A 15825-nucleotide genomic window follows, 5' to 3' on the forward strand; every position below is an offset into this window, starting at 1 on the left:
AGTGCTCGAATCAACCACTTTCGATGAGCTTCGAATCGGCCTGGCCACCGCTGACGACATCCGCGGATGGTCCTTCGGTGAGGTCAAGAAGCCCGAGACGATCAACTACCGCACGCTGAAGCCCGAGAAGGACGGCCTCTTCGGCGAGCAGATCTTCGGACCCTCCCGCGACTGGGAGTGCGCCTGCGGCAAGTACAAGCGTGTCCGCTTCAAGGGCATCGTCTGCGAGCGCTGCGGCGTGGAGGTCACCAAGAGCTCCGTCCGTCGTGAGCGCATGGGTCACATCGAGCTCGCCGCTCCCGTGACGCACATCTGGTACTTCAAGGGTGTTCCCTCGCGCCTCGGCTACCTGCTCGACATGGCGCCGAAGGACCTCGAGAAGGTCATCTACTTCGCCGCCTACATGGTGATCTCGGTCGACGAGGATGCTCGTCACCGCGACCTCGCCACGCAGGAGAACAACATCCGGCTCGAGCTGAAGACGCTCGGCGACCGCCGCGACGCGAAGATCGCGGAGCGGATGGCGAAGCTGGAGGAGGAGCTCGCCGCTCTCGAGGCGGAGGGTGCCAAGGCCGACGCGAAGAAGAAGGTCAAGGACGCCGCCGAGAAGGAGATGACCCTCACCCGCAAGGGTGCCGACGAGGCCATCGCCAAGCTCGAGCGCGTGTGGGAGGACTTCCGCACGCTCGAGGTGGGCGCGCTGCGTCCCGAAGACGACGTATTCCACGAGCTGCAGGACCGGTTCGGTCAGTACTTCGAGGCGCACATGGGTGCCGAGGCGATCAAGCGCCGCCTCGAGACCTTCGACCTGGCGGCCGAGTCCGAGAGCCTGCACCTGCAGATCTCGGAGGGCAAGGGCCAGCGCAAGATCCGTGCGATCAAGCGCCTGACCGTCGTCAACTCCTTCCTCGAGACCGGCATGAGCCCGGCCGCGATGGTGCTCGACGTCGTCCCGGTGATCCCGCCGGAGCTGCGTCCGATGGTGCAGCTCGACGGTGGCCGCTTCGCGACCTCCGACCTCAACGACCTGTACCGCCGCGTGATCAACCGCAACAACCGTCTTCGTCGTCTGATCGACCTCGGCGCTCCCGAGATCATCGTCAACAACGAGAAGCGGATGCTGCAGGAGGCCGTTGACGCTCTGTTCGACAACGGCCGCCGCGGTCGCCCCGTCACCGGCACCGGCAACCGCGCCCTGAAGTCCCTCAGCGACATGCTGAAGGGAAAGCAGGGTCGCTTCCGCCAGAACCTGCTCGGCAAGCGCGTGGACTACTCGGGCCGTTCGGTCATCGTCGTCGGCCCGCAGCTGAAGCTGCACCAGTGCGGTCTGCCCAAGCAGATGGCTCTGGAGCTGTTCAAGCCGTTCGTGATCAAGCGCCTGATCGACCTCGGTCACTCGCAGAACATCAAGGCAGCCAAGCGCGCCGTCGAGCGCACCCGTCCCGAGGTGTGGGACGTGCTCGAGGAGATCATCCGCGAGCGTCCGGTGCTGCTGAACCGTGCGCCCACGCTGCACCGTCTCGGCATCCAGGCGTTCGAGCCGCAGCTCGTCGAGGGCAAGGCCATCCAGCTGCACCCGCTCGTCTGCGCCGCGTTCAACGCCGACTTCGACGGTGACCAGATGGCTGTGCACCTGCCGCTGTCGGTCGAGGCTCAGGCCGAGGCCCGCGTGCTGATGCTCGCCTCGAACAACATCCTCAAGCCGTCCGACGGCCGTCCGGTCACCCTGCCCTCGCAGGACATGATCATCGGTCTGCACCACCTGACCACGGTCAAGGAGGGCGCTGCCGGTGAGGGTCGTGCGTTCGGCTCGGTCTCCGAGGCGATCCTGGCGAAGGACGAGGGCACCCTCGACCTGCAGGCGAAGGTCCGCATCCGCATCCCGGGGCTGACCTTCCTCGAGGGCGAGGCTCCCGAGGGCTACGAGCGTCACGGTCTCGTCGACGCGTCGCTCGGTCAGGCGATCTTCAACGGCGCCCTGCCGAAGGGCTACCCCTTCGTGCGCGGCCAGGCCGACAAGGGCAAGCTGTCGCAGATCGTGAACAAGCTGGCCGAGGAGTACCCCAAGGTCGAGACGGCCGCCACGCTGGACCGCATCAAGGATGCCGGTTTCCACTGGGCGACCCGTTCGGGTGTGACCGTCGCGCTCAGCGACATCCTCACCCCGCCGAACAAGGCGGAGATCGTCGCGGGCTACGAGAAGCAGGCCGCGAAGGTCCAGTCGCAGTACGACAAGGGTCTGACGACCGACATCGAGCGTCGTCAGGAACTCATCAAGATCTGGACCGAGGCGACCGACGAGGTTCAGGCCGCGATGCGCGCGCACTTCCCCGAGGACAACACCATCAACCGCATGGTGACCTCCGGTGCTCGTGGTAACTGGCTGCAGATCCGCAACATCGCGGGTATGCGCGGTCTGGTGAACAACCCCAAGGGTGAGATCATCCCCCGTCCGATCATCTCCTCGTACCGCGAGGGTCTGTCGGTGGCGGAGTACTTCATCGCGACGCACGGTACCCGCAAGGGTCTGGCCGACACCGCTCTGCGCACCGCCGACTCGGGTTACCTGACCCGTCGTCTGGTGGACGTGTCGCAGGACGTCATCATCCGCGAGCAGGACTGCGGCACGTCGAAGGGCCTCGAGCTCCCGATCGCCGCACCGAACTCGCAGGGTGTGCTGACCCGCGACGCGAACGTCGAGAACTCGGTGTTCGCCCGCACCCTGGCATCCGACGTCGTCACCGAGGCCGGCGAGGTCGTCGCCACCGCCGGTGAGGACGTGGGTGACGTGCTGATCGACAAGCTCGTCGAGGCCGGCATCGAGACCATCAAGGTCCGTTCGGTGCTGACCTGCGACTCGGCTGTCGGTGTCTGCGCGCAGTGCTACGGCCGTTCGCTCGCGACGGGCAAGACCGTCGACATCGGCGAGGCCGTCGGCATCATCGCCGCCCAGTCGATCGGTGAGCCCGGTACCCAGCTGACGATGCGTACCTTCCACACGGGTGGTTCGGCCTCGGCCGACGACATCACCCAGGGTCTGCCGCGAGTGCAGGAGCTCTTCGAGGCCCGCACCCCGAAGGGCGCCTCCCCGATCGCCGAGGCCGACGGCCGCATCACGATCGAGGAGACCGAGAAGGCCAAGAAGGTCATCCTCACGCCCGACAACGGCGACGAAGAGGTGGTCTACCCGGTGCTGAAGCGTGCGACGCTTCTCGTCGAGGACGGCCAGCACGTCACCGTCGGTCAGCCCCTGCAGGTCGGCACGCTCGACCCCAAGGAGGTCATGCGAGTCATGGGTGCCCGCGAGGTGCAGAAGTACCTCGTCGGCGGCGTGCAGGGCGTGTACCGCTCGCAGGGTGTGCCGATCCACGACAAGCACATCGAGGTCATCGTCCGCCAGATGCTGCGCAAGGTCACCGTGGTCGACCACGCTGACACCACGCTGCTGCCGGGTGAGATGGTCGACTCGAAGCGCTACCAGCAGATCAACCGCGAGGCCGTGGCAGAGGGCAAGCGCCCCGCGTCGGGTCGTCCGGAGCTGATGGGTATCACCAAGGCGTCGCTCGCGACCGAGTCGTGGCTGTCGGCCGCGTCCTTCCAGGAGACGACCCGCGTGCTCACGCAGGCCGCCATGGAGGGCAAGCGCGACCCGCTGATCGGTCTCAAGGAGAACGTCATCATCGGTAAGCTCATCCCGGCCGGAACCGGTCTGTCGAAGTACCGCGACATCACGGTCGAGGCGACGGAAGAGGCCAAGAGCGAACGCTACCCGAACCGGATCTTCGCATCCGACGGGGCGTACGCCGACGGCGACTTCGGATACGTCGACTTCGACGCGTTCTCGACGGATGACATCACCCCCGGCACCTACAACTGATAGGTCCTGAGTGAGTCGAAGGCCCCGGCCCCTCTTCGGAGGGCCGGGGCCTTCCCCGTCCCTCGCCCCCTGCTTTCCCGCCTACCGCTTCTCGCTCCGGTATGAGTTTGTGCCGCTTGAGCGCGGCTGAGGCGGCACAAACTCATACCGGAGCGAGGGGTGGTGCGGGGCGGAGGGTCGGGGTGGGAAGGGTCAGGCCGAGGGGAGGGTGGGGGCGGGCGCCCGGGGGAGTGCCGTTGACGAACCGCTCGCGGTACCCTCGCAGAATGACTGCTGTGGTGATCGGGGATGCCCTGATCGATGAGATCCGTGATGCGTCCGGCGTGCGCGAGCTGGTCGGGGGAGCCGCTCTGAACGTCGCCGTCGGCCTGCGCCGGCTGGGCGTGGAGACGACGCTGATCGCGATGGTCGGCGACGACGAGGCGGGCCGGCACATCCGTGAGTACCTGCGCGACCACGGGGTGCGGCTGATCGACAGCCCCGCTCCGCTCGGGTCGTCGAGGGCGGTGGTGACGTGGTCATCCGCCGGCGAACCGCAGTACGCCTTCAACGAGGCGGCCCGCGGCCGCAGCATCCGGTACGGCGACGAGGCGCGCGAGACGATCTCGACGGCCGATGTCGTCGCCATCAGCTGCTTCCCGTTCGATCGGCCGGACGAGGTGGATGCGCTGGTCGACGCCCTGCAGGATGCCCGCATCGCCGTCGATCCGAACCCTCGCAGCGGCATGATGGGCGATGTCGCGGAGTTCGTGCGCGGGTTCGAGCTCCTCGCCGCCAGGGCGGAGCTGGTGAAGGTGGGCGCCGATGACGCGACCCTGCTCTACGACGGCGACATCGATGCGCTGCGTGGCCGTCTTCGGCGGCTCGGCGCGGGCGCGGTGCTCGCCACGGCGGGTGCCGCCGGCGCGGTGCTCGAGACCGACGCGGGTGTCTTCCGCGCCCCGATCGCGTCGCTTCCCGGGCCGGTGGTCGACACCGTGGGCGCGGGCGATGCGACGCTCGCGGCCGTCGCCGCCGGGCTGTCGCAGGGCGAGCCCAGGACGGATGCCGAGTGGCAGCAGCTGCTCGATGACGCGATGCTCATCGCCGCCGCGACCTGCCGCGCGGAGGGCGGCCTGCTGCGCACGCCGGAATCGCTGCAGGAGGCGGAGCGCGGTGTGTTCGGCAGCTGATCTCTCGATTTCTCACCGTCGCCGGTGACCGGTATGCTTGATCTTCGCGCCCCCGGTTGGCTGAGAAAGCCGGACGGGTGTGCACTGGCAAGTTGCCCGAGCGGCCAAAGGGAGCTGACTGTAAATCAGCCGCGTAAGCTTCGGGGGTTCGAATCCCTCACTTGCCACACACTGACCGAAGGCCCTCGCATCGCGAGGGCCTTCGTCGTTCCGGAGCTGCTGACCGCGGTGACGCCGGCTCAGCCGACGTGGCGCACGAGAATGCGCCAGCGCTCGGGGCCCTCGTCGAGGTAGCGGGTGTGGAAGGTGTCGCCGTGCTTGCCACGCAGCTGGGTCAGCAGCGGCACCGGGTCGTGCGTCGCCGAGATCACGAGGGCGGCCCCGGGCTGAAGCGACTCGATCGCCCCGAAGATCGCCGCATGGCGCACCGCGTGCGGGATGGCCTGCGCGTCGAGCTCGGGCAGCTCTTCGTCGTGCCCGCCGCAGGCGCATCCGCTTCCGCCGGGCATCTGCGTCGTGGCCTCCGAGCGTGACCGGTGGATCTCGATGCTTCCCATGATTTTCTCCGTCTCTGCGAGGGTGTGGCTACCTGGCTGATTTTATTACACTGGATACCGTGGAAAATGCACAGACGGCCGGAGAAAAGCGTGCGCGCCTCGGCGACGGCGGCCGGCACTCGTCGACCCGCGAGCGGATCCTCCGCGAGGTGGAGTCGCGCACCTCGGCATCCACCTCCGACATCGTCGCCGCCACCCGACTGCACGAGAACACCGTCCGCGAGCACCTCGAGCGCCTGCGCCAGGAAGGACGCCTGCGCCGGGTCCGCGCCGAGGTGCAGGGCCGCGGGCGCCCGGGCTGGCGGTGGCAGGCACCACCCGCCGACACCGTGAGTCCCTACGCCGGGCTCGCGCTCACGCTCGCCGACACGCTCACCCGCGTCGCCGCCGATCCGGTGGGCGAGGCCCGGGCGTCGGGTGAACGGTGGGGGGCGGAGATCGCTGCCCAGCATCCGGATGCCGCGGCCGCAGCCCGCACGATGGTCATCGACGTGATGCGCGAGCAGGGCTTCGCGCCGGTCGACGACGGCGACGGGATCCGGCTGCACCGCTGCCCGCTGCTGTCGGCTGCGGCTCGCCGCGCCGAGGTGGTCTGCGCGGTGCACGAGGGGATGATCGCCGGCATCCTGCGCTCCCGCGATGCGACGGCGGATGCCACCTTGCTGCCGTTCCAGGACGACGGCACCTGCGCCCTGCACCTGCGGACAGCATCATGACCACCCCGCGCCCGGCCGCTCTCGGCGCACGCGGCGCGCTCGGCCGCCGACCCGCGGCACGCGGCCGCCGGCCCGGGTTTCGGATGCTGTGGATGCTGCCGGCCGGCCTCGCCCTGCTCGCCGGGCTCGACGCGGGCCTGCTGCTGCTCGGCCTGCCGGCGCCGGTCACCGCCGAGCGCCTGCCCGCCGTACACGGCATGCTTCTCGTGCTCGGCTTCGTGGGCACGCTGATCAGCCTCGAACGAGCCACTGCTCTCGCGCGCCCGCTCGGCTACGTCGCGCCGGCCCTGCTCGGTGTCGGCGGCATGCTGCTCGTCGTCCCGGCCGTGCCGCTGGCCATCGCCAAGATCGTGCTCGCCGCGGGCACGGCATCCGTCCTTCTGCTCTACATCCCGCTGTGGCGCCGCCAGTACGACCACGCGCTGCTCACCCAGCTGCTCGCCTCGGGCCTCGCGCTCTCGGGAGCGCTGATCTGGATCGGCCAGGACACGATGACGCGCGTGATCCCGTGGCTGATCGGATTCCTCGTGCTGACCATCGCCGCCGAACGCGTCGAGCTCGCGCGCATCACGATGGGGCCGCAGGCCGGCATCCGGCTTCTCGTGCACGGCTGGGCGGTGACCGCCGCGCTCGTCGTCGGACTCGTCTTCCCCGACGCCGGCGCCATCCTGCTCGGTCTCGCGTTGCTCTCGCTGACCGGCTGGCTGGTCGCCCACGATGTCGCGCGCCGCACGATCCGCGCCACGGGCGTGACGCGGTACATGGCCGCGTGCATCCTCGCCGGGTACGTCTGGCTCGCGGTCGCCGGGCTGGTGCTGCTGCTCGGAGCGCCGCAGGCGCAACCCGCCTACGACGCGGTGATCCACGCGATCTTCCTCGGCTACACGTTCTCGATGATCATGGCGCACGCGACGACGATCCTGCCCGCCGTGCTGCGCACCGCCCTGCCGTACCGCCCCGCGTTCTGGGCGCCGATCGTGCTGCTGCAGGTGGCGCTCGTCGTGCGGGTCTGGTTCGGCGACGGGCTCGGGATGCCGGTGGCCTGGCGCCTCGGGGGAGTCCTCGGCGTCATCGCCCTGCTGCTCTTCGTGCTGACGGCGGTGGGCAGTGCGGTGCTGGCCGGCGCGGTGCGGAGGAAGGCTCCCGCGGTCGCGGCACCCGCATCCGCCGATGCCGCCGCACGTGAGGGAGGCGCACGATGACGAAGAACCGCGGATTCTGGCCCATGCGCGACATCCCCACGGTGCTGTGGCTGCTGCTCACGGTGATCGCCGCTCTCGCGCACCGCGCGCTGCCCATGCCCGGCTGGCTCATGATCCACCTGCTGCTGCTCGGCGCCGTCACGCACGCGATCCTCGTGTGGAGTCAGTACTTCTCGTTCGCGCTGCTGCGCCGCGCGGCGACCGACGGTGACCGCCGCCGTCAGAGCATCCGGCTGATCCTGTCGAACGGTGCCGCCGCGCTCGTGATCACCGGCGTGCTGAGCGGCATCTGGGCGGTCACCGTGGCCGGCGCCGCGGCGCTGATCGTGGCGGTCACCTGGCACGCGGCGACGCTGGTGCGCCGCACGCGCGGCAGCATGCCGGGCCGGTTCGGGCGCACCATCCGGTACTACATCGCCTCCGCGGCGCTGCTGACGATCGGCGCGGCCCTCGGTGCGTGGCTCGCCCGCGGCGATGCGGCGTCGAACCTCGTGGTCGCCCACGCCCTGATCAACCTGCTGGGCTGGATCGGCCTCACGGTCGCCGGCACGGTCGTCACGCTGTGGCCCACCATCCTGCGCACTCGCGCCGACGAAGGCGCGGCGACCGGGGCATCCCGCGCTCTGCCCGTCCTCGCCGGGGCCGTCGTGATCGCGGCCACCGGTGCCGCCCTCGAGCAGCTCGTCGCCGTCGCCGCCGGGCTCGGCGCGTACCTCGCGGGGCTCGGCATCATCTTCTTGTCGCTGTTCCGCGCCGCACGTCAGAAGGCGCCGCGCAGCTTCGCCGCCCTGTCGGTGACAGCCGCCATGCTGTGGTGGGCGGGCGCCGTCGCCGCGGTGGCCGTCGGCGCGATCGTCGCCGCTGTCGACGGCGGCGGCTTCGAGGCGCTCGATGCGCTCTTCGGTCAGGTCGTGCCCTATCTCGCCGCGGGATTCGCGGTGCAGGTGCTCGTCGGCGCGCTGAGCTATCTCGTGCCCGTCGTGCTCGGCGGAGGCCCCACACCCGTGCGCGTCGGCACGGCCGGATTCGACGCGGCAGGGATTCTGCGCGTCACCGTCGCCAACGCTGCGCTCGCCGTCTGCGCGCTGCCGGTGTCGAGCCTGATGCGCGTGGCCGCATCGATCATGTACCTGGTGGCGATGGCGTCGTTCCTCGTGGTGATGTGGCGCGCGATGCGCACGCAGCGACGGGCGAAGGCCGCGCCCGGTCTGCCCGACGGGGGTCTGCCCACGATCGACCGCCCCGGCGGCGGCCTGCTCGCGATCGGCCGGCCCGGCGGCGGCCGGCGCGCGGCCGACCAGCCCGCGGCCGGTCTGACCGACGGCGGCCGGCCCGACGGCGGTCTGTCGCGCCGGCACGGGCCGATCGTGCCCGAGGGTGCTCAGCCGCCGGGACGCCGTTCGGGGCAGGCGGTCGCGGGTCTGCTGTCGGTCGTCCTCGTCGCGGCGGGCCTCGCGGCGGCCGATCCGGTCGGGCTCGGCTGGGGTGCGGCTCCGGTCGGGGCGGCGGATGCTCCGGTGCAGACCGTGCAGGTCGAGGCGGCGAACATGCGCTTCACGCCCGACCGCATCGAGGTGCCCGCGGGCACCCGGCTGGTGATCGAGGTGACCAACACCGACGACGAGCAGGTGCACGATCTGGTGTTCGCCAACGGCATCGCCGGCGGCCGCCTGGCACCCGGCGAGAAGGAGACCATCGACGTCGGCGTGATCACCGCGGATCTTGACGGCTGGTGCTCGATCCTCGGGCATCGGCAGATGGGCATGACTCTGCAGATCGTCGCGACCGGCTCTGAAGCCGTCTCCGGTGCGAGTCCGGATGCCGGTGCGCGTCCGGATGCCGGTGCGCACGGCATGGGCCACATGGGCGGCGGCACGGCCACCGGGTCGTCGACCGCTCCCGACCTCATGGCGGAGCCCGGCCCCGGCTTCGACCCGATCGATGCCGAGTTGCCCGCGCTTCCGGCATCCGATTCCCCGATCACCCGCGAGCTGACCCTCACCGTCCGCGACGAGAAGCGCGAGGTCGCGCCGGGCGTGACCCAGACGCTGTGGACGTACAACGGCACCGCGCCGGGGCCTGTGCTGCACGGCAGGGTCGGCGACCGGTTCGTCATCACGCTCGAGAACAAGGGCACGATGGGTCACTCCATCGACTTCCACGCCGGCTCGCTCGCGCCGGACCGGCCGATGCGCACCATCCCGCCCGGCAAGAGCCTGACGTACACGTTCACCGCCACGCGCGCCGGGATCTGGATGTACCACTGCTCGACCATGCCCATGAGCACGCACATCGCCAACGGCATGTACGGCGCCGTGGTGATCGAGCCCGCAGGGCTGCCTGCCGTCGACCGCAGCTACGTGCTCGTGCAGGGCGAGTACTATCTCGGCGACCACGACGGGGGCACGGTCGACCCCGACCGCATCGCGACGCGCAACCCCGACCTCGTCACCTTCAACGGGTACGCGAACCAGTACGACCACGCGCCGCTGCCGGCGCGGGTCGGTGAGCGGGTGCGCATCTGGGTTCTGGATGCCGGTATCGAGCGCCCCAGCAGCTTCCACGTGATCGGAGGCCAGTTCGACACGGTGTGGGCCGAGGGCGCGTATCTGCTGGACCACGCGACCGACACCGGTTCGCAGGCGCTGGCGCTGCAGCCGGCCCAGGGCGGCTTCGTCGAGCTCGCCTTTCCCGAGGCCGGCACGTACCCGTTCGTCTCGCACCTCATGGTCGATGCCGAACGGGGAGCACACGGCCTGTTCGCGGTGGACGAATAGCCGCACCGCCCGCCGCCGCCCGCCGCTCGCCGGCCGGTCGCGCGGGGCAGCCGGTCGCCCATTCGCGGGGCGGCCTGTCGCCCGGGACGGTTGACGAATCGGGGGCCGACACGCCACCGGTCGACGGTTTCCCCGTGATCGGTCCGACATCTGGAGTGTCGGCCCCCGAAGTGTCGCGGGCACAGGACAGGCTGGCCCGACCGGGTGGCTGACGAATCGGGGGCCGACACTCCACCGGTCGGCCGTTTCCCCGTGATCGGTCCGACATCTGGAGTGTCGGCACCCAAAGTGTCGCGCGCACAGGGCCGCGCGGACCGGCCCCGACCCGGGCAGCGTCCCGCGGTCGCAGGCCGGTGGCCTACGCTTCCCTTGATCCGAGGAGGCACCATGATTCGCACGGCCCTGGTCGCGGCAGCGGCCGCGTTCACGCTCGGCAGCCTGGTCGGGTGCGCCCCGGCATCCGACTCCTCCCCGCCCGACGCGACGGAGCGCGCGACGGCTGCGCTCTGGGCGGCGATCGAGGCGGAGGATCCCGACGCCACAGCCCGCGCGATCGAAGACGGCGCGACGCTCGAAGACCGCAGCGGTGAGAAGAACGCGACGCCGCTCGTCGAGGCCACGAAGAAGAACCTCCCGCCGATCGCTCGGGCGCTCATCGACGCCGGCGCCGATGTGAACGCGAAGGACGCCATCCAGGACTCCGCGTTCCTGTACGCCGGAGCCGAGGGGCTCGACGAGATCCTCACCCTCACGATCGCCGCCGGAGCCGACGTCACCAGCACCAACCGCTACGGCGGCACGGCGCTGATTCCTGCCAGCGAGCACGGGCACGTGAGCACGGTGAAGATCCTGATCGCGGCGGGTGTTCCCGTCGACCATGTGAACGACCTCGGCTGGACCGCCATGCACGAGGCGATCGTGCTCAACGACGGCGGGCCCGCCCAGGTCGAGACCGTGGGGCTGCTGCTCGAGGCCGGCGCCGACCCCGACATCACCGACCGGGAGGGACGCACCTCGCGCGAGCTGGCTCTCGAGCACGGCCACGACGAGATCGTCGCGGTCATCGACGCCGCCGGATGAGAGGGTGGATGCCATGGACGCCACAGACATGACCCACCTGCGCCGCTGCGTCGAACTGGCCCGCGAGGCGCTCGACGCCGGCGATGAGCCGTTCGGCTCGCTGATCGTCTCGGCCGACGGGGACGTGCTCTTCGAGGACCGCAATCGCGTCGCCGGCGGTGACCACACCCGGCATCCCGAGTTCGAGATCGCGCGGTGGGCGGCGGCCCACCTGTCTCCGCAGGAGCGGGCGGATGCCACGGTGTACACCTCGGGGGAGCACTGCCCGATGTGCTCGGCCGCGCACGCCTGGGTGGGCCTCGGCCGCATCGTGTACGCGACGTCATCGGACCAGCTGTCGCAGTGGCATGCGGAATGGGGACTCGAGCCCGGGCCCGTGGCCGCGCTGCCGATCCGGACGGTCGCTCCCGGCATCCCGGTCGATGGTCCCGCAGACGACCTCGTCGACGAGGTCAAGGAGCTGCAGCGGCGCCTCGCGGAGCGCCGGTCTTCCTAGACTGGATCGATGCGACCACTCACCGAGACCCAGGTCCGCGAGGCGATCAAGAACGCCGATGCCGATGAGATCGAGCAGATCGGGATGCCCCACGACTTCATCCTGACCGACTGGGACTACATCGACTTCCTCGCCTGGCGCGACCCTGAATCGAGCCGTCGCGCGGTCGTGGTCGTCGAGCACGACGGGCATCCGATGGGCATCGTGCTGCGCTCCACCGACCCGGCGCGGGTGCGCTCGGGCATGTGCAACATCTGCCGCACCATGCAGCCGGGCAACCAGGTGGCGCTGCTGACGGCGCGGCGCGGTGGAGCGAAGGGCCGGCGCGGCGACAGCGCGGGCACGTACATCTGCGCCGACCTGTCGTGCCACGACAACGTGCGACTCGCGCATCCGCTGGCACCGAGCGAGGTGCGCGCGCCCGGCCAGATCGATCAGCGGCTCGACGGCACGAAGCACCGCATGGAGGACTTTGTGGTGCGCGTCCTCTCGGAGGACTGACCGCGCCGGCGGGGTCGCGTCGGTACCGGGTCACTTTCGTACGCTTTCGAGCCGATGCGCGTACCGAGGTGACCTGGCATGCGCGGCCGTGCGCGCAGGGGCGGTGCGGCGGGCGGCACTGCGGGCAGTGGTGCGGGTCGCATCCCGGGCGTGTGGGGTCAGGTTCGTACGGTTTCCGGGCCGTGAGCGTACCGAAGTGACCTCGCAGCGGCTGCGGCTCCCGCAAGGATGACGCTCAGTACCAGGTAGTCTGGAACCCCGTCCTGCGCATCGAAGGAGAGCCATGACCGAGCCGCTGCTGCTCACGATCGACCAGGGTCTCGCCCGACTCACGCTCAATCGTCCCGCGAGCCTGAACGCCTTCGACGCCGATCTCGCGCACGCGTGGCGTGATGCCACGGCCGAGGTGGTCGCCCGCGATGACGTCGGGGCGATCCTCATCGACGCACGCGGCCGCGCCTTCTGCGCCGGCGGCGACGTGCGCGCCATGTCGACGAGCATGTCGGGCGGGCACGAGATCACCGCCCTGGCGCGGGTGATCAACGCCGGCATCCTGTCACTGACCACCTCCGCCATCCCCGTCGTCGCCGCCGCGCATGGCACGACGGCGGGCGGGGGGCTGGGCATCCTGATGTGCAGCGACTACGCGGTCGTCGGCGCGAGCTCGACGATCGGCAGCCGCTACGCGAACATCGGCCTCACGCCCGACCTGTCGGTCTCGGCGCAGCTCGCGCGCGCCATCGGCGAACGTCGAGCGCTGCAGCTGCTGCTGCAGGACCGGATGCTGTCAGCCGACGAAGCCGTCGAATGGGGCCTCGTCGCCGAGCGGGTGGCAGGACCGGCCGACGCGAGCGGGTCTGATCCGGAGGCCGAGGCGGATGCCGTGCGCGGGCGCGCCGAGCAGGTCGCGCGGTTCTGGCTGGCGGGCGCCTCCGTCGCGTACGGGCAGGCGAAGCGCCTGGTGCGCTCGCAGCCGGCGCGCTCCTTCGAGGAGCAGCTGAACGCCGAGGCCGACTCCATCGGCGCGGCGTTCGACACGGCGGACGCGCAGGCGCGCATCGCCGGATTCGCGGCCGCCTCGCGCCGGCGCTGAGGCTTATCCACAGCATCCGATCGTCCTGACGGGCGCATGCGAGGATGAGACCACCGACCGGGAGGATCTCACCATGTCCGACGTCACACCGTCAGCCGAGCATCCGGCGAATGCCGATGCGCACCAGCCGATGTCGTCGAAACTGCTGCGCGGCGCGATCTGGATCGCCATCGGAGCGCTGATCGCCGCCGCTCTCGTCTGCGTGGTCTGGGTGCTCGTCGGCGATCAGGACGGCATCATCGGCCGGGCGTTCCTGACGATCCTCCTGCTCGCCCTGTTCGCGGGTGTCGCGATCGCCGAAGCGCATCTCGCCGAGCGGCGTCCGGACTGGCTCGCCCTCGCCAGCATGATCAGCTGGATCATCGTGCTCCTGGTCGGCGCGGTGAAGATCTGGCTGCCGTACGACGCCGCGGAGCCCTACGGCTGGGCCGGAGCGAGGTTCTTCCAGTTCCTGTTCGTGATCGCGGTCCTTCAGCTCGCGCTCGCGCACGTGCGCCTGTTCACGAAGGCATCCCGTCGGTATGTCACGACCTTCACCCGGGTCATCGTCATGGTCACGTTCGCGATGCTCGCGGGCCTGGTCGCTCTGCTGGTGTTCCACCTGACCTTCCCCGATCAGTTCCGGTACGACGATCTGTACTGGCGCATCGTGGTCGCGCTCGCGATCCTCACCGCGGTCGGCACCACACTGATCCCGCTGCTGAACGCCCTGTTCGCACCCCGAGCACCTCGGCCCGCGCAGCCGGCCGCCATCGCCCCGCAGCAGATGTGGCCGACGTACGCCGACGGTCGCACGCCGCTGCCCGCGCTGCCCGACGGCAGCCCGGACCTCAACGCGTACTACACCGGTCGCCCGACATACGCGCCGCAGCAGACCTCGAGCTTCCCGACCCTCGAGGCCCCGCCTCACGCGTACGGGCACGGAGCGCCGGCGGGCGCGCCGGTTGCGCCCCGGGTCGAGTCGAGGCGGGATGCCGATGCGCCGTTCGCCCGGGTTTCCGAGCGTCACGGTGGCGGGTCGGCTGCCGGTGCGAGCGCGGCTCCTCCTGCGCCACCGGCACCACCTGCGCCGCCCGTACCACCGGCCGCGAACGCGCCGTCCGCGCAGTCTGCGCCGGCGGGCGGTGGCGGCGCCGGTGCGCACGCCGCGGCACCGGTTCCGCCGGTTCCGCCTGCGCCCGGCGTCAGCGCCGACGTTCCGCCGGCTCCGCCTGCACCCCCCGCTCCCGGCGAGGGCGTCGGTCTTCCTCCGGTTCCCCCGGTTCCGCCCGCACCTCCGGGTCCGCCCGCGATGGACGCGAGCTCCCCGGCTGCGCAGCCCACCGGTGAGCCGCACTCAGCCGAGCCGCACTCAGCCGAGCCGCGCTCAGCCGAGCCGCACTCAGCCGAGCCGCACTCAGCCGAGCCACACGAGCCGCACGAGAGCGAGGGCCAGCGATGACCGCCATCGATCTCGGAGCCCTCGCCGCGGAGATAGCGCGCGAAGCCGGAGACCTGGCGCGACGGCGACGCTCCGAGGGCGTCGCGCTCGCCGCGACCAAGTCCACGCTCGCCGACATCGTGACCGAGGCCGACCGCGAGGTCGAGCAGCTGATCCGCGAGCGACTGCGGGTCGAGCTGCCCGATGACGGATTCCTCGGCGAGGAGACCGGAGCCGAGCGCGGTTCCAGTGGACGCACCTGGGTCGTCGACCCGATCGACGGCACCGTGAACTACGCGTACGGCATCCCGGGTACTCGATCAGCATCGCCGTCGTCGAGGGTGAGCCCGACCCCGAGCGCTGGCAGAACCTCGCCGCAGCGGTGTACGCCCCCGCGCTGGGAGAGCTGTTCACCGCCGTTCGCGACGAGGGCGCCTGGCTCGACGGCACGCGCCTGGCGGTGAACACCGAGACCCCGGCCGGAGCACTGCTCGGCACCGGGTTCGGGTACGACCCGTCGACCCACGACGGTGACCTGGCCACCGTCCGGCGAGTGATGGCCATGGCCCGCGACGTGCGCCGCATGGGGTCCGCGGCGATCGACCTCGCATATGTCGCAGCCGGGCGCCTCGACGGGTTCTTCGAGCGCGGACTGAAGCCATGGGACTTCGCCGCCGGAGCCCTCCTGGTCGAGGAGGCCGGGGGAGTGGTGACTCGTCTTGATCCCGGCGTCGACCGGCCCATGCTGGTCGCCGGCGGCCCCGACGTCCACCGTCGGCTGTGCGAGCTGATCACCGAACCGCGCGGCTGAGCGATATGTTCGGTCTCATGGCTTTTTCAGTCTGAGCACGTTATCGTTTATCTGATCGTTACTTTCGTTGCCCGAACGACGAGAGTGATCAAGCCCTCATCTGCTTGACCCGAAACACGAGAG

The 15825-nt window shown here is 70.5% G+C and carries 11 protein-coding genes, 1 tRNA gene and 1 pseudogene; 12 read left to right on the top strand and 1 reads right to left on the bottom strand.

Annotation, left to right across the window (positions count from 1 at the left end; translation table 11 throughout):
• The first annotated feature begins 1 nt into the window (after position 1).
• The 3 genes from rpoC (at position 2) to AB0O65_RS02095 (ending at position 5216) form a co-directional block, all read left to right on the top strand.
• Positions 2 to 3877 carry a DNA-directed RNA polymerase subunit beta' gene (gene rpoC, locus AB0O65_RS02085; protein WP_071644088.1) on the top strand — a complete coding sequence of 1292 codons (3876 nt, stop codon included), beginning with the start codon at positions 2 to 4 and terminating at the stop codon, positions 3875 to 3877.
• Between the two features lie 266 nt (positions 3878 to 4143).
• Positions 4144 to 5049 carry a PfkB family carbohydrate kinase gene (locus tag AB0O65_RS02090; protein WP_363382625.1) on the top strand — a complete coding sequence of 302 codons (906 nt, stop codon included), beginning with the start codon at positions 4144 to 4146 and terminating at the stop codon, positions 5047 to 5049.
• Positions 5050 to 5135: 86 nt separating this feature from the next.
• Positions 5136 to 5216: transfer RNA gene (locus AB0O65_RS02095), tRNA-Tyr, on the top strand.
• Positions 5217 to 5288: 72 nt separating this feature from the next.
• On the opposite strand, the gene AB0O65_RS02100 is transcribed toward AB0O65_RS02095, so the two are convergent.
• Positions 5289 to 5606: a DUF2249 domain-containing protein gene (locus AB0O65_RS02100; RefSeq protein WP_363382627.1), complete on the bottom strand. Its 318-nt coding sequence runs from the start codon at positions 5604 to 5606 to the stop codon at positions 5289 to 5291.
• A 59-nt stretch (positions 5607 to 5665) separates the two neighbouring features.
• Here AB0O65_RS02100 and AB0O65_RS02105 point away from each other — a divergent pair, with 59 nt between their 5' ends.
• From AB0O65_RS02105 to AB0O65_RS02145, 9 genes and pseudogenes are all read left to right on the top strand, one after another.
• Positions 5666 to 6322, top strand: coding sequence for a hypothetical protein (locus tag AB0O65_RS02105; RefSeq protein WP_363382629.1), 657 nt, complete (start codon positions 5666 to 5668; stop codon positions 6320 to 6322).
• Positions 6319 to 7524 carry a hypothetical protein gene (locus AB0O65_RS02110; RefSeq protein WP_363382631.1) on the top strand — a complete coding sequence of 402 codons (1206 nt, stop codon included), beginning with the start codon at positions 6319 to 6321 and terminating at the stop codon, positions 7522 to 7524. Before AB0O65_RS02105 ends, AB0O65_RS02110 begins: the two co-directional genes overlap by 4 nt.
• The gene (locus tag AB0O65_RS02115) at positions 7521 to 10301 is read left to right on the top strand and encodes a multicopper oxidase domain-containing protein (protein ID WP_363382634.1); all 2781 of its coding nucleotides are present in this window, start codon (positions 7521 to 7523) and stop codon (positions 10299 to 10301) included. Before AB0O65_RS02110 ends, AB0O65_RS02115 begins: the two co-directional genes overlap by 4 nt.
• Before the next feature lie 387 nt (positions 10302 to 10688).
• A complete protein-coding gene (locus AB0O65_RS02120; protein ID WP_363382636.1) occupies positions 10689 to 11381 on the top strand; it encodes an ankyrin repeat domain-containing protein in 693 nt (230 codons plus the stop codon).
• Between the two features lie 13 nt (positions 11382 to 11394).
• A complete protein-coding gene (locus tag AB0O65_RS02125) occupies positions 11395 to 11877 on the top strand; it encodes a nucleoside deaminase (protein ID WP_313478871.1) in 483 nt (160 codons plus the stop codon).
• Between the two features lie 9 nt (positions 11878 to 11886).
• A complete protein-coding gene (locus AB0O65_RS02130; RefSeq protein WP_071643660.1) occupies positions 11887 to 12378 on the top strand; it encodes an FBP domain-containing protein in 492 nt (163 codons plus the stop codon).
• 283 nt (positions 12379 to 12661) lie between these two features.
• The gene (locus AB0O65_RS02135) at positions 12662 to 13471 is read left to right on the top strand and encodes an enoyl-CoA hydratase/isomerase family protein (RefSeq protein ID WP_363382640.1); all 810 of its coding nucleotides are present in this window, start codon (positions 12662 to 12664) and stop codon (positions 13469 to 13471) included.
• A gap of 73 nt (positions 13472 to 13544) precedes the next feature.
• Positions 13545 to 14912, top strand: a complete 1368-nt coding sequence (locus AB0O65_RS02140; RefSeq protein WP_363382643.1) for a hypothetical protein — start codon at positions 13545 to 13547, stop codon at positions 14910 to 14912.
• Positions 14909 to 15702: pseudogene (locus tag AB0O65_RS02145) on the top strand (inositol monophosphatase family protein). Before AB0O65_RS02140 ends, AB0O65_RS02145 begins: the two are co-directional and overlap by 4 nt.
• Positions 15703 to 15825: the final 123 nt, after the last annotated feature.

This window comes from Microbacterium sp. NPDC077391 (assembly GCF_040686955.1).
GTDB classification, from domain to species: domain Bacteria; phylum Actinomycetota; class Actinomycetes; order Actinomycetales; family Microbacteriaceae; genus Microbacterium; species Microbacterium commune.

What these genes read in the sequence shown, in the direction of transcription:
- AB0O65_RS02090 (WP_363382625.1), top strand. Translation starts at nt 4,144, where the DNA reads ATGACTGCTGTGGTGATCGGGGATGCCCTGATCGATGAGATCCGTGAT.
- AB0O65_RS02100 (WP_363382627.1), bottom strand. Translation starts at nt 5,606, where the DNA reads ATGGGAAGCATCGAGATCCACCGGTCACGCTCGGAGGCCACGACGCAG.
- AB0O65_RS02110 (WP_363382631.1), top strand. Translation starts at nt 6,319, where the DNA reads ATGACCACCCCGCGCCCGGCCGCTCTCGGCGCACGCGGCGCGCTCGGC.
- AB0O65_RS02115 (WP_363382634.1), top strand. Translation starts at nt 7,521, where the DNA reads ATGACGAAGAACCGCGGATTCTGGCCCATGCGCGACATCCCCACGGTG.
- AB0O65_RS02120 (WP_363382636.1), top strand. Translation starts at nt 10,689, where the DNA reads ATGATTCGCACGGCCCTGGTCGCGGCAGCGGCCGCGTTCACGCTCGGC.
- AB0O65_RS02125 (WP_313478871.1), top strand. Translation starts at nt 11,395, where the DNA reads ATGGACGCCACAGACATGACCCACCTGCGCCGCTGCGTCGAACTGGCC.
- AB0O65_RS02130 (WP_071643660.1), top strand. Translation starts at nt 11,887, where the DNA reads ATGCGACCACTCACCGAGACCCAGGTCCGCGAGGCGATCAAGAACGCC.
- AB0O65_RS02135 (WP_363382640.1), top strand. Translation starts at nt 12,662, where the DNA reads ATGACCGAGCCGCTGCTGCTCACGATCGACCAGGGTCTCGCCCGACTC.
- AB0O65_RS02140 (WP_363382643.1), top strand. Translation starts at nt 13,545, where the DNA reads ATGTCCGACGTCACACCGTCAGCCGAGCATCCGGCGAATGCCGATGCG.